We start from the raw sequence: 23769 nt of genomic DNA on the forward strand, positions 1-23769 counted from the left end.
CCTAATTTGCTCACTGTACTATAGCGAAATAGAAAGCCTGAATACAAGATTTGTTCAGTATATTGTAAAAGGAAAATCATATGGTTGCTCAAATTCGTATTGGACAAGGAATTGATGTACATGCTTTTGAAGAAGGCAATTTCGTTACTTTAGCTGGGATTAAAATTCCGCATACGCATGGTTTAAAAGCCCATTCTGATGGTGATGTGGTGCTGCATGCGCTGTGTGATGCATTGTTGGGTGCATTGGCTTTAGGCGATATTGGACAACATTTTCCTGACACTGACCCAGAATATAAGGGTGCAGATAGTCGTGTATTGCTTAAGCATGTGTATCAGTTGATTCTGGATCGTGGTTATCATTTAAATAATGCTGATATCACAGTTGCGTGTGAACGTCCAAAGCTCGCAAAACATAATTTAGAAATGCGCCAAAGTATTGCTGATATACTTGAAGTCGATATCACTCAAATTAGTATCAAAGCAACGACAACGGAACAACTAGGATTTACAGGTCGCCAAGAAGGTATTTTAGCAACCGCAACTATCTTAATTTCACATCAAACAAGATGATGTACATTCGTTAATGATTGTTCAAGTTCAAGTGTTGCTTTACGACCTTGCAGTTGTAAAGTAATACTATGAATTAAACCTGTCCAAGTCTCATTCGGTTCCCAAATTTCGTGAAGTAATGCTTGGGCTGTGGGCATATCCATATCCATATAAAATTGACGATATAAATACATCAAACTACTTACACGCATGTTTTTGGCACAATGCAGCCAAACAATTTCATTTTGAACGAGATGAGCAATTAAATCTAAAACGAATAAGCATTGTTCTGCACAAGGAAGATCCCAATCAATAGGAATATGAATGTAGTTTAAGCCTAAATCCAAGCAGATTTGGTCTTGTTTAGCTAAATGATTTTCTGATTTGCTTGTCGCAAGATTGATTACTGTACTACAGCCATATTCTTTAATTTGCTGTAATTGTTCAGCGCTTGGCTGAGCAGAACTAAATAAATGCTCGTGCACCAAAGAAAAACTAGGAATTTCAGAAAGTGCTTGTTCGAGTGAAGTCATGATGTTCGCTTTGTAGTTATCAAAGTTTCAACCAAGAGGAGAAACTTCTTCTAATAAAAGATTTTTCTACTATAAGTGTTTTTATTTCAGTGTTCAATTTAGATTGGATAAATAAAAACAGCATCATGATGATGCTGTTTTCTTTAGCTATTTAGTCTTTCTTCAAATTCTCATTTAATAAGAATTCCATTAATGCTTTTTGAGCATGTAAGCGATTCTCTGCTTCATCCCAAACAACAGCATTTTTATGATCCAGCATGTGCTCAGAAATTTCTTCGCCACGGTGTGCGGGTAAGCAATGCATAAATAAACAATCTGGATGAGCCAGATCCATTAATTTTTCATTCACTTGGAAATCAGCAAATGCTTTTTCACGAAGCTTTTGTTCTTCTTCTTGCCCCATGCTTGCCCATACATCAGTTACGATCAGGTCAGCATTAACCGCAGCATCCTCAGCTTTATTGAACACTTCCACACAATCGGCAAATTCAGTCAAAAACTCAGGTTTTGGTTCATAACCTTCAGGTGCAGCAATTTTGAGTTTAAAACCCATCATATGTGCTGCTTCAATGTATGAATTACACATATTATTGCCATCGCCAATCCAAGCAACCGTTTTACCTTTAATGCTTCCACGGTGTTCTTGAAAGGTTTGCAAGTCAGCAAGTAATTGACATGGATGGTGGTCATCCGTTAATCCATTAATGACAGGAACTTTCGAATAAGAAGCAAAACGTTCAACAATATCATGGCCAAAAGTACGAATCATCACGATATCAAGCATGCTTGAAATGACACGTGCTGAATCCTCAATTGGCTCACCACGACCTAATTGAGTATCTCGTGGAGAAAGGAAAATTGCATTACCACCAAATTGGCAAATACCTGCTTCAAAAGAAATACGTGTACGTGTACTCGATTTCTCAAAAATCATTCCTAAGACTTTACCTACAAATGGTTGAAAAACCGTATTTGCATGTTGCATGCGTTTCAATTCTTGAGCACGGTCTAAAATACGTTGCAACTCTAAAGTTGAAAGGTCTCGTAAAGTCAGGAAATGCCGAAGCGCCATAGTTACTCCCACAATAATTATTGAATAAAAACAATAATTAATTGTTATTTAATGGGTGGTGATAAAAAAGGAATTGACTACTATACTACACCCCAAAAAAAATGCAAAAGAATTAAGGGCCTGTTGCCATTTTATCTATGGTTGCGACAGAGGACGTTTTTTAGACGATACAAGGCATGTTTTGCGAAATTTAGTGATCTAAATGAGAGAAACATAACGCAGTAGCGGCAAAGAATGTCCCTGTCCCAAAGGGTTGTGGCTAAAAATCCCTCATACTTCGTTATGAAACTTGGCAAGGGAATAGCCATTGCCTGCATTTCATGCCTTGTCTGATGAATTTTTAGCCTACAACGCAACTCATTTATAAAGTGGCAACAGGCCCTAGATTTTGATGAGCCTTTAAGAATAAATCAACGGAATAATTAATATAATCAGTTATTTCAGCGTCATTTGCTGATACTTCTAAACCCATTAAAAGTCGCCACTCAACATCACGTAAAATTCCGAAATACATCATGGCAGAGAAATGAGGGTTAGAGCAGTATATTTCATTGAGGTCGTGTGCCTGACCTAAAGCAAATGCAATCGTATTCTGTATATTTAAAGCACATTGGTCATAAAAATATTGCGCTAATTGTATGTCTTTTTGAGTTTGTTCTGTGAACATGCGCATAAAGGCAATATTTTCAGGTTGAATAATATGTTGATAAAAGCGTTTTAATGTTTGTACAAGGTATGTTCTTAAATTATTTTGTTCTGAAGTGTATGGAAAACAAACACCTTTAAAAAACACTTCACGACGATAATCACAAATCGCAGTAAAGAGACCTTCTTTGTTGCCAAAATATTTATAAATAGAAGCTTTTGAGCCACCTGCATGATTGACAATATCATCCAAGGAAACCGCATCATAACCTTTTTCAAGAAATAAATCGGTTGCACATAGTAATAAGGCAAGGCGACGTTCTTGACCACGACGAGTTTGAGGTTGTTCGCAACTTGGATAACAAATATCAGTCATTATATTCAATGAGTGTTGAGGCAATATTTTATTATAGCAAAAACCATATGTCTTGTATGGCTATGACATTAGATCATGTATCTAAACATCTCAATGTAAAAAAGCGAGTAATGTGATCATTACTCGCTTTTATGGACTGTTTATGATTTATGCTGAACGCACTTCATCGTCTTCATCATCGTCTGTTGAATCCATGCCAAGCTCTTTAAGTTTGCGAGTCAGCGTGTTACGGCCCCAACCTAAAAGCTCTGCTGCATGGCGTTTGCGACCACGTGTTTGTTGTAGGGCTGCATTAATCAAAGTGCGCTCAAACATTGGTGTTGCGATATCTAAAATTTTCATTTCACCATTTTTTAACTTTTGAATCGCCCATTGAGCTAGTAGCTCATCCCAATGATGTACAGCAATTCTTTCAACTAAAGCTGGGCTTGTAACTGATGCATCATTTGTCGACTTCTGTATAGCAACTTGTTTTAGCTCAGCAGGTAGATCTTCTGGATAGACTTCACGTCCAGTAATCATGACTGTTAACCAACGACAAGTATTTTCTAATTGACGAACGTTACCTGGCCAAGGGAGTTGCTGCATATAGTCAGTTGTTTCTGTACGTAAGATTTTAGGACTAACACCTAATTCTTTACCTGCACGCGCCAAGAAATGTTGCGCAAGCATAGGGATATCTTCACTACGATGAGCAAGTTTCGGAATATGAATGCGAATCACATTAAGGCGGTGGTACAAGTCCTCACGGAAACGACCTTCATTCACTAACTTCTCTAAGTCTTGGTGAGTTGCGGCTACAATTCGGACATCAACTTTAACTGGAATATGTCCACCAACACGGTAGAACTCGCCATCAGCAAGCACACGGAGTAAGCGTGTTTGTGTTTCAAAAGGCATATCACCAATTTCATCAAGAAATAATGTACCGCCGTTGGCTTGCTCAAAGCGACCTTGATGCTGAGTATTTGCACCTGTAAATGCACCTTTTTCATGCCCAAATAACTCAGTTTCGATCAAGTCTTTTGGAATGGCAGCCATATTGAGTGCAATAAATGGTTTGGCACGACGAGGGGAATGCTTGTGTAATGCATGTGCGACAAGTTCTTTACCTGTACCTGATTCACCATTTATAAGAACCGTGATATGGGATTGAGATAGACGTCCAATGGCACGAAACACCTCCTGCATTGCAGGTGATTCACCAATAATTTCGGTTGATTGTAAAGGTGTCGTTGCTTTGGTTGCTTCTTGTTGTTGCAATTTATTGATATGTAAAATAGCACGATTCACTAATGCTAAAGCTTCATCGATATCAAATGGTTTTGGTAAATACTCAAATGCACCAGTTTGGTAACTTGAGACGGCAGATTCTAAATCAGAATGTGCTGTCATGATGATGACAGGTAGATCTGGATGCGTATTTTTAACTTTAGACAAGAAAGTTAAGCCATCAATTCCAGGCATACGAATATCTGTCAAAATGACATCGGGTGCAGCATCATGCAAACGTTCGAGCGCTGTTTGTGCTTCTTCAAAGTTGGTGACGTCAAAACCTTCTTCTTTAAAAGTTTTTTCGAGTACCCAACGCATGGCACGATCATCATCAATTACCCAAATTTTATTTCGTGACACGGTCTGACTCCCAAGGTAAATATAAGCTAAATATGGTTTTTCCTGGAACGGACTGACATTCGATCATTCCGTTGTGTTGATGCATGATGTTTTGCGCGATACTGAGGCCAAGCCCTGTTCCCTTTGCCCGCCCAGTCACAAGAGGGTAAAATACAGACTCTAATATGCTTTCTGGAACACCTGGTCCATTGTCTTCAATATCAATTCTTATCGATGAGCGATTCAGAACACCGTTAATTGTGACTAAGCGTTGAATGCGCGTTCTTAAAATCAGCTCTGGTTCTGAATCGACAAAAAAATCTTTATTTTCAGTCATTGCTTGCACAGCATTTACGCTGATATTGAGCATGACTTGAATCAGTTGATCACGGTCAGCCATCACATCAGGTAACGACAGGTCGTAATCACGAGTAATCTTAATTTTTTTCTTCGTTTGATTGACAATAAGTGAACGAACGCGCTCTAAAGGTTCATGTACATTAACCAGCTCATAGCTTGGTAATTGACGTGAACCAAGCATGGTATCTGCGAGATTGGTTAAGCGATCGACTTCACTAATAATAATGTCGGTAAACTCACGATAGCTTTCATCATTTAAGCTACGAGCAAGTAATTGTGTTGCACCACGAATACCCGCTAAAGGATTTTTAATTTCATGTGCCACACCACGGACTAGTTGGCGTGCGACTTGATGTTGTTGTACTAAATTTTCTTCTTTAGAAATTTTCAACATTCGATCAATTGGATTGAGTTCGATTAATAAAAGTGGGTGATAACTTTTACCTGCATTTAGTTGTGAGACCGTATAATCCACATGAATGGCTTTAAAGTTTACGTTAATCACCGCTTCACGGCGTGTGTAATGCTGTCCACTTTCTAGTGTATGTAATAAAGCCTCGTGGGTATTAAAGGTATCATCATGGGCATGCAGTAAATTTAATACAGGTTGACCTGATGCGCGTAACAGGCTGACATCAAATAATGCTTCACAAGCCGAATTTAAATAAAAAATATTAAGCCTACTATCGACCAATAATATGGCAGTGGTCAGATTATCTACGAGCAGTCGATAGTCGATAGTGTTATGTTGATCCATTTGTGAATCGTCCTGTATTAAAATGGCGCAATAAATATATGTATAAATGAATAGCCATTCATGTCTAAGGTTTATGTAATGCAAAATATAAGCCAACTTTTGATGGGCTAAATTTCAACAACTTAGTTAAAAGATCTGCTTTTTATGCTGTATTTTTCACACAGATGCAGTTTTATCTGGATTCTATAATGTTCTAAATTGGTGCAGTGTGGGATTTTATTTAAAATATTGGTTGTATTTTGGTGCATTGATTAAACTGTGCAATCCCCACCTGTTTTTATCGCGCGAAAAGTCATACAATACGCCGATTCAAGTGGAGCGCAGATTCATGAAGACCCCCAAAGTCGGTTTTGTATCTTTAGGTTGTCCTAAGGCATTGGTAGATTCTGAACGAATTTTAACCCAGTTAAAAACTGAAGGTTATCAAGTGGCATCAGATTATGACGGTGCGGACCTTGTTGTTGTGAATACCTGTGGTTTTATTGAGTCTGCGGTACAAGAGTCGCTCGATGCGATTGGTGAGGCCATGAGCGAAAACGGTCGTGTGATCGTTACTGGTTGCTTAGGTAAAGATGAAGATAAAATCCGCCAAATGCACCCAAATGTGCTTAAAGTTACAGGGGCGGCAGCTTATCAAGATGTAATGGAAGCTGTACATGAATATGTACCAGCTCCTCCAAAACATAACCCATTTATTGATCTAGTCCCAGAACAAGGTGTGCGTCTAACACCAAAACATTATGCTTATTTAAAAATATCAGAAGGCTGTAACCATCGTTGTACTTTCTGCATTATCCCAAGTATGCGTGGTGATTTAGTTTCTCGTCCTGTGGGTAGTGTGTTAGATGAAGCAGCAGCATTAAAACGTGCTGGTGTAAAAGAAGTATTGGTTATTTCTCAAGATACTTCTGCTTATGGTGTCGATACCAAATACAAGTTGGACTTTTGGAATGGTCAACCTGTAAAAACTAAGTTCTATGATATGTGTGAAGCACTTGGTCAGCTTGGTATTTGGGTGCGTTTACATTATGTTTATCCGTACCCACATGTCGATGCAGTTATTAACCTAATGGCACAAGGGAAAATTCTGCCATATTTAGATATTCCTTTTCAGCATGCCAGTCCGCGCATTTTAAAATTGATGAAGCGACCAGCCCATAGCGAAAATACATTAGAGCGTCTGAAATTGTGGCGTGAAAAATGCCCTGAATTGGTGATTCGCTCAACTTTTGTTGTGGGTTTCCCTGGTGAAACTGAAGAAGATTTCCAAATTCTATTAGAATGGTTAAAAGAAGCTCAATTAGATCGTGTGGGCTGTTTTACTTATTCGCCAGTAGAGGGTGCGACAGCGAATGATCTTCCTGATCATGTGCCAGAAGAGATCAAGCAAGATCGTTATGAGCGTTTCATGGAAGTTCAGCAAGCAATTTCTGCTGCAAAACTACAAAAACGTATTGGTCAGACGATGACGGTATTGGTTGATAGCTTGGAAGAAGAATTTCCAGTTGCTGTTGCGCGTTCATATGCAGAAGCACCTGAAATCGATGGCAACGTATTTGTTGAAGATATTGATAAGAGTGTGATTAAAGCGGGTGATTTGCTCGAAGTCGAAATCACGGATGCAGATGAATATGATTTATTTGCTAAGTTGATTCAGATTAAATCTGCTTGATATTGAATTAAATTGAAGAAATTTTGAGATTGGTCGGTTTGGAGTAAAGGTATGTCAGCTTCTAAAAATCCACGTTATGCACGAATCTTGCTAAAGCTTTCTGGTGAAGCTTTAGCAGGCAATAAAGATATGGGTATTGATGCCCAAGTATTAGATCAGATGTCACTTTCAATTGCACACTTGGTTGGTTTGGGTGTGCAGGTTGGTATTGTTGTGGGTGGTGGTAACTTATACCGTGGTAGTCAGTTGCAAAAAGATGGGCTTGTAGGTCGCGTAACAGGTGACCAAATGGGGATGTTGGCAACTGTAATGAATGGTTTGGCAATGCGTGATGCATTAGTGCGCCGTAATATCAAAACACGTTTAATGTCAGCACTTCCAATTGGCACGGTTGTTGAATCTTACTCAAGTCGTGATGCAATTCGCCACCTAAGCCAAGGTGAAGTTTGTGTATTTGTTGCGGGTACAGGTAATCCATTCTTTACCACAGATACAGCTGCTTGCTTACGTGGTATTGAAATTGAAGCAAACCTCATCTTAAAAGCAACTAAAGTTGATGGTGTTTATAATAAAGATCCAAGTAAATATGATGATGCGGTTAAGTATGATAATTTAACTTTCGATCAAGTACTTGATGAAAAGTTGGGTGTAATGGATCTTACAGCAATTTGCTTATGCCGTGATCATAATGTCCCATTACAAGTATTCGATATGAATAAATCGGGTGCTTTACTTTCTGTGGTCATGGGTGAAAAAGAGGGCACTCACGTTACGAATTAATGTACGTGCCTTAGAAAGCACTCTATACTAATGTTTAATATTTTGTAATACATCAGGAATAAGTAAGGAAGATCATATGATTAACGATCTCAAAAAAGACAGCGAACAGCGCATGCAGAAAACCCTTGAATCTTTGGAGCAGGGCTTTGCAAAAGTTCGTACTGGACGTGCTCACCCATCTATCTTAAATGGCGTGATGGTTCCTTACTATGGTTCGGATGTTCCACTGAATCAGGTGGCGAACGTGGGTGTTGAAGATTCACGTACCTTAATCGTTCAGCCATTTGAACGTAACATGGTGTCTGCGATTGATAAGGCCATTCGTGAAAGTGATTTGGGTTTAAACCCGATTACCACTGACTCGATTCGTGTGCCATTGGCTGCCTTAACTGAAGAAACGCGCCGTGACATGCAGAAAGTTGCACGTTCAGAAGCTGAAAATGCTAAGGTTGCCATCCGTAATATCCGCCGTGATGTGTTGGGTGACATCAAGGCCTTGTTGAAGGAAAAAGAAATTTCTGAAGATGATGAGCGCCGTGCAGGTGATGATATCCAGAAAATCACAGATAAGTTTGTTGCGGAAGTAGACAAACGTCTTGCAGTCAAAGAAGCAGAATTGATGAAGGTCTGATTATATGACCTCACAAGAAGAACAACTTCTTCCTCAGCATGTTGCCATCATTATGGATGGCAACAATCGTTTTGCCCAAAAAAATCAGATGCAAAAAGGCGATGGACACCGTGAGGGTAAAAATATCCTTGACCCCATTGTTGAGCACTGTAAACACGTGGGTGTAAAAGCCTTAACTGTTTTTGCGTTCTCAAGTGAAAACTGGAATCGTCCGCAGTACGAAGTCGATTTACTCATGAAATTGTTGGAAGAAACCATCCATGAGCAATTGCCACGTATGGAAAAGTTTAATATTGCTCTACGCTTTATTGGTGACCGATCACGTCTCTCAGATCATTTAAGTGATTTGATGGAATATGCAGAACAAAAAACATCCGCCTTTGATTCCATGACCTTAACTATTGCGATTAGCTATGGTGGTATGTGGGACATGGCCCATGCAGCAAAATGTATTGCTCAAGATGTTCTTGCTGGGAAAGTTCAAACAAATCATATAAATGTTGATTTATTTGATAAATATGTCAGTCTAAATGACTTACCTGCCGTAGATTTATTAATACGTACAGGTGGAGATTATCGTTTATCTAACTTCTTACTTTGGCAAGCGGCATATGCAGAATTGTATTTTACAGAAACTTTATGGCCAGAGTTTAAGGTCGAAGAATTGGATTACGCATTTCGTGTTTTTTCAGGACGTGAACGACGTTTCGGTAAGACGACAGAACAGATTCAACAAGCGAAAATAGAGAATTAATAATGTTAGAGCGGATTATTACCGCATTGGTGTTAGTTGCTGTTGTTTTAAGTTGCATGTTTGCGACGCAATCACATTATCCAATGTTTGTGCTTATGATTTTAGCAGCTGGGGTTGCAGGCTATGAGTGGTTTAAGCTTATGCCTCATAAAGAAGCTATTGTTTCAAAACCTAAGGCTTGGATATATGGTATATGTGTAGCATCGGTTTCAACACTCGCATTATTTTTTGATGATGTTGCATTGTTGCTATGGGCAGCATCTATTCTTACGTGGCTAGGTAGTATTTACTGGGTTAAAAACTTTCCAGAATCAGATAATTGGTACAATGTATCATTATATGTAATTGGTTTTATTCTAATTTCTGCAGCAGTGACTGCGCTTTATGCAGTTTGGCATAGCTCACCTTGGTGGCTGATGTATTTGTTCTTGTTGGTTTGGGGGGCAGATAGTGGTGCATATTTTGTTGGTCGTAAATTGGGTAAAAGAAAACTTGCTCCTACGGTAAGCCCAAATAAATCGGTTGAGGGATTGTATGGTGGTATTGCAACAACAGTTGTGATTATGTTGGTTGTACAACATTTTTATTTAGACTTAACTGTAATACAGCTTATCTTATTCCTGATTCTTTCTATTATTACCGTTTTTGCATCAGTATTAGGTGACTTGTTTGAGTCAATGATCAAACGTCGTGCAGGCATTAAAGACTCAGGTCGTGTACTTCCTGGGCATGGTGGAGTATTAGATCGAATTGATTCACTTCTTGCGGCATCGCCTATTTTTGCAACTGGTATGTATGTATTGGTAAAACTTATTGGTGTAGATCTATAAATGACACAGGCTGTTTGTATATTGGGTGTTACGGGCTCTATTGGGCAAAGTACCTTAAAAGTATTGGCACGACACCCAGACCAATACTCTGTTTATGCGGTTTCTGCATATAGTCGTTTAGATGAACTGGTAGAAATATGTAAAAAATACAGCCCTAAAATAGTGGTTGTTCCGAAAATAAAAGCTTTAGAACTAGAGCAACGTTTAAATCAAGAAAACCTAAAAAATATTGAAATTTTAACAGATGAAGCGGGTTTGATAGCGATTGCTGAACACGATGAAGTTGATATTGTTATGGCTGCAATTGTCGGTGCTGCTGGTTTATTACCAACACTTGCCGCAGTCAAAGCGGGAAAACGAGTGTTACTTGCAAACAAGGAAGCCTTAGTGATGTCAGGTGACATCATGATGCAGGCAGCACGTGATCATAATGCTTTATTGCTTCCTGTCGATTCAGAGCATAATGCGATCTTTCAGTCATTACCACATAATTATTTACAGATTGAGAGAACAGGTGAGCCACAACTTGGAGTGTCTCAGGTTTTATTAACAGCTTCTGGTGGTCCATTTCTTAATCATTCTTTAGAACAATTACATGATGTAACGCCTCAACAGGCGTGTAAGCATCCAAATTGGTCGATGGGGCAAAAAATTTCGGTAGATTCAGCGACTTTAATGAATAAAGGTTTGGAATTGATCGAAGCGTGTCATTTGTTTTCAATATCAGAACATTTTGTTACAGTTGTTGTTCATCCACAGAGTATTATTCATTCCATGGTGCAATATGTGGATGGATCAACTTTGGCACAAATGGGTAACCCAGACATGTGTACGCCAATTGCGCACGCATTGGCATGGCCGCAACGATTAAAGACGGATGTTCCTGCTTTAAATCTGTTTGAAACAGCTCAATTAAATTTTCAGGCACCTGATAATATTAAGTTTCCAGCTTTAAATTTAGCTCGTCAAGCAATGCGTGAGGGTGGGTTGGCTCCTACAATTCTGAATGCTGCCAATGAAATCGCGGTCGCTGCATTTTTAAATCGGCAAATTCGATTCACTGAAATTACGCAAGTGGTCGAGCATACTTTACAAGCTGTACAAAATGCTAAAGCAGAAAGCATAGACATCATTTTGCAGACTGATATGATCGCAAGAGGTAATGCAGAGAAGTACATCGTGGGTATAGGGGGTTAAATCGTATGAGCGCACTATTTATGATTGTTGCGGCGATTTTATTATTAGGCCCACTGATCGCGATTCATGAGTTTGGTCATTATTGGGTCGCACGTAAATTAGGTGTTAAAGTTTTAGTCTATTCTATTGGCTTTGGACCCACTTTGCTTAAATGGCAATCGAAAAAATCAGGTATACAATACCAGCTTTCTGCATTGCCACTTGGTGGTTATGTCAAAATGTTGGATGAGCGTGAAGGTAATGTTGCTGAGCAAGATTTACCTTATGCGTTTAATCGTCAGTCACCTTGGAAACGTATTGCAATTGTTGCTGCTGGACCGCTGATTAATCTTATTTTTGCTGTTTTATTGTTTTGGATTTTGTTTTTACCAGCTCAGGAACAATTAAATACACGTATTGGTAAGATTGTACCAAATACACCTGCTGCTCAAGTCAATTTACATGTTGGCGATAAAGTAGTCATGGTTGATGGTCAAACGACACCGACATGGGAAAAACTAAACTACGCTTTAGTTAATCGTGTTGGAGAGACAGGTCAGGTTTCAATTGTCGTTGAGCGTACTGGAACTGAAAAACAGTTTAGTTTACCGATTAAAGATTTTCTAAAAGATCAGAGCCAATCGCCTTTGGATGAGTTAGGGTTTTTACCTTATCGTCCTGTGATTCCAGCGATCGTAAAAGAACTGAGTACTGATGGTGCTGCAATACGTCAAGGTATGAAAGTCGGAGATAAAATTGTTGCGATTAATAACGTTGCAATGAAAGATTGGTTTGATGTCGTTGATGTTGTACAAAATTCACCTGAAAAACTCTTAAATATTGATGTGCTACGTCAAGGCAAACTGGTTCATTTACAAGTGATGCCTCAAGGCCAACGTGACAATATGGGTAATATGAGTGGTGTTCTTGGAGTAAAAAGTGATGCAGGTAAAATCACAATTCCGAATGAATATAAACAAACTATTCAGTATTCACCTGTAGAAGCTTTCGGGGTTGCTGTTGAAAAAACAACACAATTGTCAGGTATGATTTTTAGTTCGATTACGAAAATGGTACGTGGCCTAATTGGATTGGATAACTTATCAGGTCCTATTACGATTGCTAAAGTTGCAGGACAGAGTGCTGAAATGGGGTGGCAAACCTTTATTTCTTTTATGGCATTGATGAGTGTTAGTTTAGGAATTTTAAATTTATTACCAATACCGATGCTTGATGGCGGTCATTTAGTTTATTACTTTATTGAAGCAATACGTGGTAAACCTGTTTCTGAACAAATACAGATGTTTGGTCTAAAAGTTGGTATGGTACTGCTCGGTAGCATGATGCTTTTGGCTTTATTTAACGACTTCATGCGTTTATAAAAAACGCAAACGGAATTTAACTTACTGGAAAATATATGGGCATGCGTCACACACATTTATTAATGCCTTTGGCACTGGTTAGTGCGATGGCAGTGGTACAACAAGCATACGCAGCAGATGAGTTTCTTGCACAAGATATACGAATTGATGGCCTCGTGCGTTTAACACCTGCAAGTATCTATTCTATGTTACCAATAAATAGTGGCGATAGAGTAAGTGATCCAATGATTGCTGAGGCGATACGTAGTTTATATGCTTCAGGTTTATTTGATGACATTAAAGCTTATAAAGAAAAAGACGTATTAGTGTTTAAAGTTGTAGAGCGTCCAATCATTTCAAAATTGGAATTCAAAGGCAATAAACTTATCCCTAAAGAAGCCTTAGAACAGGGCTTAAAAAAAATGGGTATTGCTGAAGGCGAAGTGTTCAAGAAATCTGCATTACAGATTATTGAGACTGAGCTTGAGCAGCAATATACTCAGCAAGGTCGTTATGATGCAGATGTAACGATTGATACTGTTGCTAGACCAAATAACCGTGTTGAGCTCAAGCTTAATTTTAATGAAGGTACTGCTGCAAAAGTATTTGATATTAATATCATTGGTAATACTGTATTTAGTGATAGTGATATTAAGCAGGCTTTTGCAGTCAAAGAAAGTGGTTGGGCTTCAATTGTTACACGTAATGATCGTTATGCACGTGAAAAAATGGCAGCAAGCTTAGAAGCATTGCGTGCTTTATATCTGAATAAAGGTTATATCAACTTTAATATTATCAATTCACAACTCAACATCAGCGAAGATAAAAAACATATCTTCATTGAGGTGTCAGTTGATGAAGGTAGTCAGTTTAAGTTTGGTGAAAGTAAATTTTTAGGTGATGCACTCTATAAACCTGAAGAATTAAAAGCACTAAAATTATATAAAGATGGTGAAACTTATTCACAAGAAAAAGTAAATGCCGTTAAGCAATTGCTACTACGTAAGTATGGTAATGCAGGTTATTACTATGCAGAAGTGAATGTTGTACCTGAAATTAATAATCAAACAGGGATTGTGAATCTAAATTATTATATTAACCCTGGTCAGCAAGTCACTGTTCGTCGTATTAACTTTACTGGAAATAGTAAAACAGCGGATGAAGTATTACGTCGTGAAATGCGCCAAATGGAAGGTGCTTTAGCAAGCAATGAAAAAATTGATTTGTCAAAAGTGCGTTTAGAACGTACAGGTTTCTTTAAAACTGTTGATGTAAAGCCAGTTCGTGTACCTAACTCTCCTGACCAAGTAGATTTAAATGTAAATGTGGAAGAGCAACATTCAGGTACAACGACACTTGCTGTTGGTTATTCTCAGAATGGTGGTATTACTTTCCAAGCAGGTTTAAGCCAAACCAACTTTATGGGTACTGGAAACCGTGTTGCGATTGATTTATCTCGTTCTGAAACACAAGACTATTATAACTTAAGTGTAACGGATCCATATTTTACTATTGATGGCGTGAGTCGTGGTTACAACGTTTATTATCGAAAAACGAAGTTAAGTGAGAATTATAACGTCAATAACTATGTTACAGATAGCGTCGGTGGTAGTTTAAGTTTTGGTTATCCAATTGATGAAAATCAGAGTATTAGTGCGTCTTTAGGTATCGATGAAACTAAAGTAAGAACAGGTCCAAGTGTATCTACATACATTCGTGATTATTTGTTGGCAAATGGTGGTAAAGCAACTGCACAGAACACTTATTGTCCTGAAGACCAATTAGATAAAGATTTAGATGGTAACTATACAGGTAAATGTAAACCAGGTGGTGAGATTACTTATAATAGTGCTTTCGAGGGTAGTTTCCTAACTTATACTTTGAATTTAGGTTGGTCTTATAACACCTTGAACAGACCACTTTTTCCGACGTCAGGTATGTCGCACCGTGTTGGTCTAGAAGTAGGCCTTCCAGGTAGTGATGTTGACTATCAAAAAATGACTTATGATGCTCAGGCATTCAAATCATTACCTATGGGTTTTGTGCTTAGAGGTTATGGTAAATTAGGTTATGGTAATGACCTACCATTCTATAAAAACTTCTATGCGGGTGGTTATGGATCAGTCCGTGGCTATGATAACAGTTCATTAGGTCCTAAATACCCAAGTGTAATTTTCCAAGCAACTGGTAAAAATGACCCGAGTCCAGAAGAAGTTGGGGGGAATGCTTTAGTTCAATTTGGAACAGAATTGGCACTTCCTTTACCATTTAAAGGAGATTGGACGCGTCAAGTTAGACCTGTGCTTTTTGCCGAGGGTGCTCAAGTATTTGATACGCAATGTGACGTACCAAAAGGTAATATATTAGTAGGTGCTAGTACGGTTGATATCAAACAATATTGTAATGATAACTACAAGTTCGATTTTGGTAATATGCGTTATAGCGTTGGTGCTGGTTTCACATGGATTACGATGATTGGTCCATTATCATTAAGTTATGCTTATCCACTTAATGATAAGAGTGGTGATAATACCAAATCTATTCAATTCGAAATTGGTCGTACTTTCTAAGTACGGCCCTTAAGCTCTTAAAATATAAAAGGACGAAATAATGAAAAAATTAACGATGTTGATGTTAGGCTTAGGTTTAACGGTTTCTGCTATGACGAATGCTGCTGGTATAGGTGTTGTTGATCTAGCTCGCGTAGTTGAAAGTAGCACATATCTTAAACAACAAAATGCTGCTCTTGGCCAATCAGTTAAACCAACATCGACACGATTAGAACAATTAGGCAAAGAATTGGAAACTATGCAGCAAAAAGCGCAAACTGATGGTCCTAAGATGAATCAAGCAGATATTCAAAAAATGACTGCGCAGTATCAAGCTAAGTTAAATGAGTTCAATACAACTCAACAGGGTTTACAGACTAAAGTACAGTCTACATTACAGTCAATGAACACTGCATTTGAAGGAAAAGTGAAGCAAGTCGCTGAGCAATTAAGAAAAGAAAATAATTTAGATCTTATTTTGAATAAAAATTCAACAATTGCCTCTGACGCTCAGTATGATTTAACTGATAAAATGATCCAAAAGGTTAACGCACTGAAATAATCAATGAATAGACGTATTTATCGTTTAGAAGAAATAGCTCATCTTGTAAAAGGTGAGCTTTTTGGTGATAAAGATTTTAAAATTTCTAATTTGTCTAGTTTGGAACAGGCACAAAATCATCACATTTGTTTTGTAAATGGTGAAAAATATTTAGCACAAGCTGAAGCAAGCGAAGCAGGTGTTTATATTGTGACAACTGCATTAAAACAACAATTATCATCGAAGCAAAATTTTATCGTTGTAGAAAATCCTTATCTCGCTTTTGCAACTCTTACACATTTATTTGAGAAGAAAGTTTCTCAAAGAGGTATCGAAAGTACTGCTCAAATTCATCCTTCTGCGATCGTGGCTGATAATGCTTATATAGGACACTATGCTGTCATTGGTGAGCATTGTGTTATTGGACATAATACAATTATCCAAGCACATGCTTTTATTGATGATGATGTTGAAATTGGTAACGACTGTTTCATTGATGCGCATGTCACGATTACTGGCGGTGCAAAGTTAAAAGATCGGGTTCGTATTCATGCGAATACGGTGATTGGATCAGAAGGTTTTGGTTTTGCACCTTATCAAGGAAAATGGCACCGTATTGCTCAACTCGGTTCGGTAAGAATCGGTAATGATGTCCGTATTGGTTCAAATTGTAGTATTGATCGTGGCGCATTAGATGACACAATTTTAGCAGATGGCGTCATTATTGATAACCTTGTGCAAATTGCTCACAATGTTCAAATTGGAGAGAACACTGCGATTGCAGCAAATTGTGGAATCGCAGGAAGTGCGAAAATTGGCAAAAACTGTATTATGGGTGGGGCATCAGGCGTTGTTGGCCATCTTGAAATTACCGATAACGTCACTCTTACCGCAATGTCAATGGTCACAAAAAATATTTCTGAGCCTGGAACGTATTCTTCTGGAATGGGATTATTTGAAAATAGTCATTGGAAAAAGACAATTGTTCGCTTAAGACAATTAGCAGATGTGCCATTGACCCAAATCACTAAAAGGCTTGATCATATGCAAGCTCAATTAGAGTCCCTTGAATCAACCTTTAAGTTACGTAAATAATTTATTATGACTGAGTCTACATCTCCAGCATTTACAATGCCTAAATTACCCATGGATATTCTTACGATTCGTGAATATTTACCGCATCGTTATCCTTTTTTACTTGTTGATAGAGTTACAGAAATAACTGAGAATAGTATTGTCGGCTATAAAAATGTCTCTATTAATGAAGAGTTTTTGCAAGGTCATTTCCCGACATACCCGATTATGCCGGGTGTGTTGATTATTGAAGCGCTTGCCCAGGTCTCAGGAATATTAGGCTTTGTATTGACAAATCAAAAGCCAAAAGAAGGATCATTGTTCTTATTTGCTGGCGCAGAAAAAGTAAGATTTAAGAAACAAGTTGTTGCTGGTGACCAGCTTGTCTTAAAATCAGAACTAGTGATGCAAAAACGTGGCATTTACAAGTACAATTGCAAGGCTAGTGTCGACGGTATTGTCGCTGCAACAGCCGAGATCATGATTTCCCACCAAAAAATTGAGCAGACATGAGTAGTCAAAACCTAATTCACCCAACCGCAATTATTGACCCATCTGCAGAAATTGCATCTGATGTACAAATTGGACCGTATTGTATTGTTGGTCCAAATGTAACGATTGATGCTGGGACTAAATTACGTTCACATGTGGTAATTGGCGGTTTTACGAAAATTGGAAAAAATAATGATATTTTTCAGTTTTCGAGTGTCGGTGAAATTTGCCAAGATTTAAAGTATCAAGGTGAAGAGACATGGCTAGAGATTGGGGATAATAACTTTATTCGTGAACATTGTACTTTGCATAGAGGTACGGTTCAGGATAACGCAATAACAAAAATTGGCAGTCATAACTTATTCATGGTGAATACCCATATTGCGCATGACTGTGTAATTGGTGATCACAATATTTTTGCCAATAATGTAGGCGTTGCAGGTCATGTCCATGTCGGCAATCATGTTATTGTAGGCGGTAATGCGGGTATTCATCAGTTCTGTCGTATTGATTCATATAGCATGATTGGTGGAGCAGCTTTAATTCTTAAGGACGTTCCTGCTTACGTGATGGCATCTGGTAATCCTGCACATGCATATGGTATGAATATTGAAGGCATGCGACGCAAAGGTTGGACTCGAGACACGATTCAGGGTTTAAGAGAAGCATATAAGCTGATTTATAAGGCTGGTTTAACCACTGAGCAAGCGATTGAACAGATTCGTAGCGACATACTGACGAAGACGCCTGAAGCACAATTGTTTATTGATTCACTCGAAAAGTCTACACGCGGTATTGTCCGTTAAAATTTACAAAAATAAAAAAAGACACCGAGGTGTCTTTTTTAATATTCTAATTTTCTGCTTCGATGAATTGTTGTCGATATTGCTTGGGTGATACTTCAAAAGTTCGTTTGAATGCTTGGCTAAAGGCTGTTTCAGAAGAATAGCCCACTTTATTTGCAATCAGATGAATGGAGTAATTACTTTTACGTAAATATTGGCTTGCTAAGCGCATACGATGTTGTTGTAGATAAGCCAAGGGAGATTCTCCGATCACCTCATGAAATAAACTTGCAAATTTTGAACGCGACATGCAGCATTGTTCTGCAAGGGTTTCAACTGTCCATGCATCTTCAGGATGGTTATGAATTGCAGCAAGGCTATTGCTGAGCTCAGGATGATTTAAAGCGCTTAGCCATCCATGTTGATTTGAGATCTGTTGAATATGATCTCTGATACATTTGATCAATAAAATATTTACAAGATGATCAATAATAATATCTCTGCCAGCCTGAATATTTTGTGTCTCTAATGCTAAAAAGTGTAAACCAATTTGTAACCATTCAGGTGCTGTATTTTCTCCGTGTTGAATATGAATGATTGAAGGTAACGCTTGAATAAAAGGGCGCGCCATGATGGTGTCAATCTGACAACGAACACTTAAAATAAGATTTTTCTCTGACGAATCTGTACCGAATTCAATAGCATCTTCTTTGTGTCCATCAAACAATTTTGAAATATCGACTGCATTCACAAGCTTTGTGATGGAGTTATCGGCACCCGTATGTGCTGTTCCAGAAGGAATTAGGACAATTTCACCAGCATGAGCAGTTAAACTATTTTGTGAATCAATTTGAATGAAAACTGAACCAACTAAAACAATGTATACGATAAGTGCTGTTTGATCTTGGCACGTAAAACTCCATTCTCCTTGAGTTTTCAAGTAGATATATTCCGTATGGTTTAAATGAATATCAGCAAATATTTTACTTAAAGCATCCATATGATTTTTAAATTATGTATTCATTGTAAATTATAGAGAGCTATCCCAATAACTCAATATGTGTTTTTAGGACAAAAACATGGAAGATTATGCCAAAGACTTTGACATAGCTTTTTTGGACGCTTGCAACTGTCATGAAACTCATAATTCATCAAAATATACATATATACAAAGACATGGATAAGATGATGAATGCACCAGTAAATGTTGAGCAAGAACTTACGCCAGTAAGCATTTCAAAATCGAAAACTGAATTGGATCGTAAACGTTATTTATGGGCAATTAGCCCAGCTTTACCTGCAATTGGAATTGGCATTTTAGCAGGTTATCAATTTGCACCTCGTCCATTCAAAAAGATTTTTGCGCTGGGTGGTCCAATCGTTCTACATATTGTGATCCCAACAATTGATACTCTTATTGGTAAAGATGCAAATAACCCAACAGATGAAGACATTAAACTGCTAGAGAAAGACCCATATTATTCTCGCCTGGTTAAAAGTTTTATCCCGTTGCAATATGCGGCGAATGTGTATGCATGCTACCTATCAAGCTGTAAAGAAACATCTTTCATTGATAAAGTTTTGCTTGGCATTTCAATGGGGGCAGTGAATGGTATTGCGATTAATACCGCACATGAACTCAGCCATAAGCATGACCGTATAGACCATATTCTTTCTCATCTTGCTCTTGTACCAACAGGATATAACCATTTCCGTGTAGAGCATCCTTATGGGCACCATAAACGTGCTGCAACACCAGAAGATCCAGCATCTTCCCAGATGGGTGAAACATTCTATGAGTTTTGGCCACGTACAGTCATTGGTTCTTTCAAATCTGCTATTGAAATTGAAACTAATCGTTTGAAACGTAAAGGTAAAAAATTTTGGTCAACTGAAAATGAATTATTGCAAGGCTGGGGAATGAGTGCTGCTTTTCATGGTTCAATGATCGGATTATTCGGTAAAGGTGTAATTCCTTACTTAGCGACTCAAGCTTTTTACGGTATTAGCTTGTTTGAAATCATTAATTATATTGAACATTATGGTTTAAAACGTCAAAAAGATAAGAATGGTAAATATGAACGTACGATGCCAGAGCATAGCTGGAACAATAACAATATTGTGACCAACTTATTCTTGTATCAATTACAGCGTCATTCAGATCATCATGCTTATCCAACACGTCCATTCCAAGCACTGCGCCATTTTGATGAAGCACCAGAATTACCTAGTGGTTATGCAACAATGTTATTACCAGCATTAATTCCACCACTATGGTCAAAAATGATGGATAAGCGTGTATTTGATCACTACAAAGGTGATTTGAATAAAGCCAATATCTATCCAAAACGTCGTGCAAAACTATTTAAGAAATTTGGTGTCTTGGATCAATCTTTAGTTGAAACTTCAGTTGAAGCCGTGGCAGCCGAATAACTTAAAACTTTCCCAAAGCAGAAGCATTGATCATTCATAGTCAGTGCTTTTTTCTTGTATTAAAAATTTAAAAAACAAAAGTTTTTGCATCATGTTGCTGTATATCTATAAAGAGTACTTAAAAATAATTGTGTAATGACAGCATGAGGCAATGATGACAAAACATTATGATTATATTGCGATTGGTGGTGGTAGTGGTGGAATTGCATCAGTTAACCGTGCTGCGATGTATGGGAAGAAATGCGCCTTGATTGAAAAGGCTGAAATTGGTGGAACCTGCGTCAATGTCGGCTGTGTGCCTAAAAAAGTTATGTGGTATGCGGCACATATTGCTGAATCAATTCAAAAATATGGTCCTGATTATGGCTTTAACAGTAAAGTTGAATCTTTCGATTGGCAGACACTGGTCAAAAATCGTCAATCTTATATAGAACGTATTCATCAGTCCTATCAAAATAGCCTAAGCAAAAATACAATTGATTTAATCCATGGTGCAGCTCATTTTATTGATAAAAATACTATCGAAGTCAACGGTGAGAAATTCACAGCAGATCATATCCTGATTGCAACGGGGACACAGCCATCATTGCCTGATATTGATGGTGTTGAATATGGCATTGATTCGAATGGTTTCTTTGAACTAACGGCTTTACCTAAAACAGTTGCAGTGATTGGTTCGGGTTATATTGCAGTTGAATTGGCTGGGGTACTTAATTCTTTAGGTTCACAAGTTGGATTATTTATCCGTAAAGATCTACCTGTTCGACGTTTTGACTCTTTCTTAAGTGAAACTTTGGTTGAAGTGATGCAAACAGATGGAATTACTATACATACACAAGCTGTTCCTAAAAAAATCACCAAGAAGGCCGATGGCTCTGTCGTATTACATTTAGAAAGTGGCGAAAGTCATACTGTCGATTGCTTGATTTGGGCAACAGGCCGTGAGCCAAATACGGCGAGTTTGAATTTAGAAAAAGCCAATATACAGCTCGATGATCGAGGATATATTCAAGTCGATAAATTCCAGAATACATCCCAAACAGGCATTTATGCGGTGGGAGATATCACAGGGAAAATGGAGCTTACACCTGTCGCAGTTGCAGCAGGTCGTAAATTGTCTGAGCGATTATTCAATCATAAGCCAGATGAGCATTTAGATTACGATAATATTCCAACGGTTGTTTTCAGTCATCCTCCGATTGGAACAGTAGGGATAACTGAGCAAGAAGCGATTGATAAATATGGTCAGCAAGTTGTGAAAGTTTATAATTCATCATTTACTGCGATGTATAGCGCCATTACGCAACATCGTCAGCCGACCAAAATGAAGCTAGTCTGTGTGGGTGAAAATGAAAAAATTGTCGGTATTCACGGTATCGGTTTTGGCATGGATGAGATTCTGCAAGGTTTTGCAGTTGCTTTAAAAATGGGAGCGACGAAAAAAGATTTTGATAATACCGTTGCGATTCATCCAACATCTGCGGAAGAGTTTGTGACGATGCGATAGCGCGCGCTATATGGAAATAAAAAGGACGTAAATAACGTCCTTTTTAAATTTTTTGTTTAAAATGGGTATTTATTTCAATTCACTCGAAGATTTACCCAATTCACGACGAGCAATAATGAGCTGTTGAATCTGTTGTGTACCTTCAAAAATATCAAGGATTTTTGAGTCACGTGCCCATTTTTCTAATAACTCATCTTCACCATAGCCCACGCTTGCGGCTAATTCGACGCATTTGAGCGTAATTTCATTACCTACACGCCCAGCTTTTGCTTTAGCAATCGAAGCTTCTTTAGAGTTGGGCTTTTTATTGTCAGCCATCCATGTGGCTTTAATCATAAGTAGGCGAGCAGCTTCCCACTCAGCTTCCATACGGTAGATTTGAGCAGCCAAATTCGAGGTTTGTAAATATGGTGTTTTGTAGTCAGTATCTAACTGGTCTTTGAAAATTTCCTTGATACGCTCCAATGAAGCTTTGGCACAACCAATTGCCATTGCTGCAACAAGTGGACGAGTGTTATCAAAAGTTTCCATAACACCAGCAAAACCTTTAGTAACATCAATTTCAGGATTTCCCAATAAATTTGCAGCAGGTACACGACAGTCCGTAAAGCCAATCACCGCTGTGTCAGAAGCTTTGACTCCAAGTTTATGTTCCAGACGTTCAACTTTCATACCTACTGTACCTTTAGGTACAACGAAAGATTTAATCGCAGCACGACCGAGCTTTTTATCTAGGGTTGCCCAAACTACAACGGAGTCAGCACGTTCACCAGAAGTGACAAAGATTTTTTCTCCATTTAAGATGTAATCATCACCATCTTTGGTTGCTGTTGTACGAATAGCTGCTGAGTCTGAACCACAACCAGGTTCAGTAATCGCCATGGCAGCCCAAGTTCCTTTGAAACGTTCAAGTTGTTCATCATTGGCAACTGCTGCAATCGCAGAGTTGCCCAAGCCTTGACGTGGCATACTGAGCAGTAAGCCTGTATCACCATAACACATTTCAATAATACCAAGTGCCGCAGACATGTTACCGCCATTCACAATGGCATCTGGGTTCGCTGTCCCTCGTTTACTCGCATTGGCAGCACCCACACCTTCGCCACTTTCATTCATACCATCCAATAGGGCAGCGAGCATATCGAGTTCTTTTGGATAGGCATGTTCAGCTTTATCATATTTGCGTGAGATTGGACGCAAAACATTGATAGCAGTTTCATGCGCCTGATCAACCAACATTTTAAATTTTTTCGGATTTTGTAAGTTCATTATTATT

General features: G+C 38.3%; 22 protein-coding genes. 15 read left to right on the forward strand and 7 right to left on the reverse strand.

Translation table 11 applies throughout. The features are described 5' to 3' along the window. Positions 1 to 80 precede the first annotated feature (80 nt). Positions 81 to 572: a 2-C-methyl-D-erythritol 2,4-cyclodiphosphate synthase gene (gene ispF / locus ABLB98_RS06840; protein WP_348882962.1), complete on the forward strand. Its 492-nt coding sequence runs from the start codon at positions 81 to 83 to the stop codon at positions 570 to 572. Here ispF and ABLB98_RS06845 read toward each other — a convergent pair. From ABLB98_RS06845 to glnL, 5 genes are all read right to left on the reverse strand, one after another. Further along, positions 560 to 1084, reverse strand: coding sequence for a protein tyrosine phosphatase family protein (locus ABLB98_RS06845; RefSeq protein WP_348882961.1), 525 nt, complete (start codon positions 1082 to 1084; stop codon positions 560 to 562). The two genes, ispF and ABLB98_RS06845, sit on opposite strands and share 13 nt — an antisense overlap. A gap of 151 nt (positions 1085 to 1235) precedes the next feature. Continuing rightward, a complete protein-coding gene (gene argF, locus ABLB98_RS06850; RefSeq protein WP_004662017.1) occupies positions 1236 to 2156 on the reverse strand; it encodes an ornithine carbamoyltransferase in 921 nt (306 codons plus the stop codon). Positions 2157 to 2517: 361 nt separating this feature from the next. After that, positions 2518 to 3177, reverse strand: coding sequence for a TetR/AcrR family transcriptional regulator (locus tag ABLB98_RS06855; protein ID WP_348882960.1), 660 nt, complete (start codon positions 3175 to 3177; stop codon positions 2518 to 2520). A gap of 147 nt (positions 3178 to 3324) precedes the next feature. Further along, the gene (glnG, locus tag ABLB98_RS06860; RefSeq protein WP_087545073.1) at positions 3325 to 4812 is read right to left on the reverse strand and encodes a nitrogen regulation protein NR(I); all 1488 of its coding nucleotides are present in this window, start codon (positions 4810 to 4812) and stop codon (positions 3325 to 3327) included. Then, positions 4799 to 5908 (reverse strand): nitrogen regulation protein NR(II), encoded by a 1110-nt coding sequence (gene glnL, locus ABLB98_RS06865; RefSeq protein ID WP_348882959.1) that lies wholly within the window; start codon positions 5906 to 5908, stop codon positions 4799 to 4801. The genes glnG and glnL overlap by 14 nt, the downstream gene beginning before the upstream one ends. 328 nt (positions 5909 to 6236) lie before the next feature. Between glnL and rimO the strand changes: the two genes are divergently transcribed. The 12 genes from rimO to lpxA all read left to right on the forward strand — a co-directional run bounded on the left by rimO (position 6237) and on the right by lpxA (position 18574). Continuing rightward, positions 6237 to 7580 carry a 30S ribosomal protein S12 methylthiotransferase RimO gene (gene rimO / locus ABLB98_RS06870; protein WP_348882958.1) on the forward strand — a complete coding sequence of 448 codons (1344 nt, stop codon included), beginning with the start codon at positions 6237 to 6239 and terminating at the stop codon, positions 7578 to 7580. Between the two features lie 51 nt (positions 7581 to 7631). Then, positions 7632 to 8360: a UMP kinase gene (pyrH, locus tag ABLB98_RS06875; protein ID WP_004662027.1), complete on the forward strand. Its 729-nt coding sequence runs from the start codon at positions 7632 to 7634 to the stop codon at positions 8358 to 8360. 76 nt (positions 8361 to 8436) lie between these two features. Beyond that, positions 8437 to 8991 carry a ribosome recycling factor gene (frr, locus tag ABLB98_RS06880; RefSeq protein WP_348882957.1) on the forward strand — a complete coding sequence of 185 codons (555 nt, stop codon included), beginning with the start codon at positions 8437 to 8439 and terminating at the stop codon, positions 8989 to 8991. 4 nt (positions 8992 to 8995) lie between these two features. After that, positions 8996 to 9745 (forward strand): polyprenyl diphosphate synthase, encoded by a 750-nt coding sequence (gene uppS / locus ABLB98_RS06885; RefSeq protein ID WP_348882956.1) that lies wholly within the window; start codon positions 8996 to 8998, stop codon positions 9743 to 9745. A gap of 2 nt (positions 9746 to 9747) precedes the next feature. After that, positions 9748 to 10575 (forward strand): phosphatidate cytidylyltransferase, encoded by an 828-nt coding sequence (locus ABLB98_RS06890; protein WP_256414916.1) that lies wholly within the window; start codon positions 9748 to 9750, stop codon positions 10573 to 10575. Further along, positions 10576 to 11772 carry a 1-deoxy-D-xylulose-5-phosphate reductoisomerase gene (gene ispC / locus ABLB98_RS06895; RefSeq protein WP_005160305.1) on the forward strand — a complete coding sequence of 399 codons (1197 nt, stop codon included), beginning with the start codon at positions 10576 to 10578 and terminating at the stop codon, positions 11770 to 11772. 5 nt (positions 11773 to 11777) lie between these two features. After that, entirely contained in the window at positions 11778 to 13133 is a 1356-nt protein-coding gene (gene rseP / locus ABLB98_RS06900; RefSeq protein WP_046739595.1) for an RIP metalloprotease RseP, read from the forward strand. Between the two features lie 35 nt (positions 13134 to 13168). Further along, a complete protein-coding gene (gene bamA / locus ABLB98_RS06905) occupies positions 13169 to 15682 on the forward strand; it encodes an outer membrane protein assembly factor BamA (RefSeq protein ID WP_348882955.1) in 2514 nt (837 codons plus the stop codon). Positions 15683 to 15722: 40 nt separating this feature from the next. Then, positions 15723 to 16223, forward strand: coding sequence for an OmpH family outer membrane protein (locus ABLB98_RS06910; protein ID WP_087537065.1), 501 nt, complete (start codon positions 15723 to 15725; stop codon positions 16221 to 16223). 3 nt (positions 16224 to 16226) lie between these two features. Further along, complete coding sequence (lpxD, locus tag ABLB98_RS06915) at positions 16227 to 17297, forward strand: UDP-3-O-(3-hydroxymyristoyl)glucosamine N-acyltransferase (protein WP_348882954.1); 1071 nt, start codon at positions 16227 to 16229, stop codon at positions 17295 to 17297. Between the two features lie 6 nt (positions 17298 to 17303). Then, positions 17304 to 17789, forward strand: coding sequence for a 3-hydroxyacyl-ACP dehydratase FabZ (gene fabZ / locus ABLB98_RS06920; RefSeq protein WP_348882953.1), 486 nt, complete (start codon positions 17304 to 17306; stop codon positions 17787 to 17789). After that, positions 17786 to 18574, forward strand: a complete 789-nt coding sequence (gene lpxA / locus ABLB98_RS06925; RefSeq protein WP_046739600.1) for an acyl-ACP--UDP-N-acetylglucosamine O-acyltransferase — start codon at positions 17786 to 17788, stop codon at positions 18572 to 18574. Before fabZ ends, lpxA begins: the two co-directional genes overlap by 4 nt. Positions 18575 to 18620: 46 nt before the next feature. Here lpxA and ABLB98_RS06930 read toward each other — a convergent pair whose 3' ends face one another. Next, on the reverse strand, positions 18621 to 19553 hold the full coding sequence (locus tag ABLB98_RS06930; RefSeq protein ID WP_050039740.1) for an AraC family transcriptional regulator: 933 nt from the start codon (positions 19551 to 19553) through the stop codon (positions 18621 to 18623). Between the two features lie 188 nt (positions 19554 to 19741). On the opposite strand from ABLB98_RS06930, the gene ABLB98_RS06935 reads away from it, so the two are divergent. Both ABLB98_RS06935 and gorA read left to right on the forward strand, forming a co-directional pair. Next, positions 19742 to 20986, forward strand: a complete 1245-nt coding sequence (locus ABLB98_RS06935) for an alkane 1-monooxygenase (RefSeq protein WP_348882952.1) — start codon at positions 19742 to 19744, stop codon at positions 20984 to 20986. Positions 20987 to 21140: 154 nt separating this feature from the next. After that, a complete protein-coding gene (gorA, locus tag ABLB98_RS06940) occupies positions 21141 to 22493 on the forward strand; it encodes a glutathione-disulfide reductase (protein WP_348882995.1) in 1353 nt (450 codons plus the stop codon). A gap of 69 nt (positions 22494 to 22562) precedes the next feature. Here gorA and ABLB98_RS06945 read toward each other — a convergent pair whose 3' ends face one another. Next, a complete protein-coding gene (locus tag ABLB98_RS06945; protein WP_348882950.1) occupies positions 22563 to 23762 on the reverse strand; it encodes an acyl-CoA dehydrogenase family protein in 1200 nt (399 codons plus the stop codon). Positions 23763 to 23769 lie beyond the last annotated feature (7 nt).

The organism is Acinetobacter yuyunsongii, assembly GCF_041021915.1.
Classification (GTDB): Bacteria; Pseudomonadota; Gammaproteobacteria; order Pseudomonadales; family Moraxellaceae; genus Acinetobacter.

Coding starts and splice junctions, on each gene's coding strand:
- argF (WP_004662017.1), bottom strand. CDS start 2,156: ATGGCGCTTCGGCATTTCCTGACTTTACGAGACCTTTCAACTTTAGAG.
- uppS (WP_348882956.1), top strand. CDS start 8,996: ATGACCTCACAAGAAGAACAACTTCTTCCTCAGCATGTTGCCATCATT.
- ABLB98_RS06855 (WP_348882960.1), bottom strand. CDS start 3,177: ATGACTGATATTTGTTATCCAAGTTGCGAACAACCTCAAACTCGTCGT.
- ABLB98_RS06845 (WP_348882961.1), bottom strand. CDS start 1,084: ATGACTTCACTCGAACAAGCACTTTCTGAAATTCCTAGTTTTTCTTTG.
- ispC (WP_005160305.1), top strand. CDS start 10,576: ATGACACAGGCTGTTTGTATATTGGGTGTTACGGGCTCTATTGGGCAA.
- gorA (WP_348882995.1), top strand. CDS start 21,141: ATGACAAAACATTATGATTATATTGCGATTGGTGGTGGTAGTGGTGGA.
- glnL (WP_348882959.1), bottom strand. CDS start 5,908: ATGGATCAACATAACACTATCGACTATCGACTGCTCGTAGATAATCTG.
- ABLB98_RS06945 (WP_348882950.1), bottom strand. CDS start 23,762: ATGAACTTACAAAATCCGAAAAAATTTAAAATGTTGGTTGATCAGGCG.
- rimO (WP_348882958.1), top strand. CDS start 6,237: ATGAAGACCCCCAAAGTCGGTTTTGTATCTTTAGGTTGTCCTAAGGCA.
- ABLB98_RS06930 (WP_050039740.1), bottom strand. CDS start 19,553: ATGGATGCTTTAAGTAAAATATTTGCTGATATTCATTTAAACCATACG.
- lpxD (WP_348882954.1), top strand. CDS start 16,227: ATGAATAGACGTATTTATCGTTTAGAAGAAATAGCTCATCTTGTAAAA.
- ABLB98_RS06910 (WP_087537065.1), top strand. CDS start 15,723: ATGAAAAAATTAACGATGTTGATGTTAGGCTTAGGTTTAACGGTTTCT.
- pyrH (WP_004662027.1), top strand. CDS start 7,632: ATGTCAGCTTCTAAAAATCCACGTTATGCACGAATCTTGCTAAAGCTT.
- fabZ (WP_348882953.1), top strand. CDS start 17,304: ATGACTGAGTCTACATCTCCAGCATTTACAATGCCTAAATTACCCATG.
- lpxA (WP_046739600.1), top strand. CDS start 17,786: ATGAGTAGTCAAAACCTAATTCACCCAACCGCAATTATTGACCCATCT.
- rseP (WP_046739595.1), top strand. CDS start 11,778: ATGAGCGCACTATTTATGATTGTTGCGGCGATTTTATTATTAGGCCCA.
- ABLB98_RS06935 (WP_348882952.1), top strand. CDS start 19,742: ATGAATGCACCAGTAAATGTTGAGCAAGAACTTACGCCAGTAAGCATT.
- frr (WP_348882957.1), top strand. CDS start 8,437: ATGATTAACGATCTCAAAAAAGACAGCGAACAGCGCATGCAGAAAACC.
- bamA (WP_348882955.1), top strand. CDS start 13,169: ATGGGCATGCGTCACACACATTTATTAATGCCTTTGGCACTGGTTAGT.
- ABLB98_RS06890 (WP_256414916.1), top strand. CDS start 9,748: ATGTTAGAGCGGATTATTACCGCATTGGTGTTAGTTGCTGTTGTTTTA.
- ispF (WP_348882962.1), top strand. CDS start 81: ATGGTTGCTCAAATTCGTATTGGACAAGGAATTGATGTACATGCTTTT.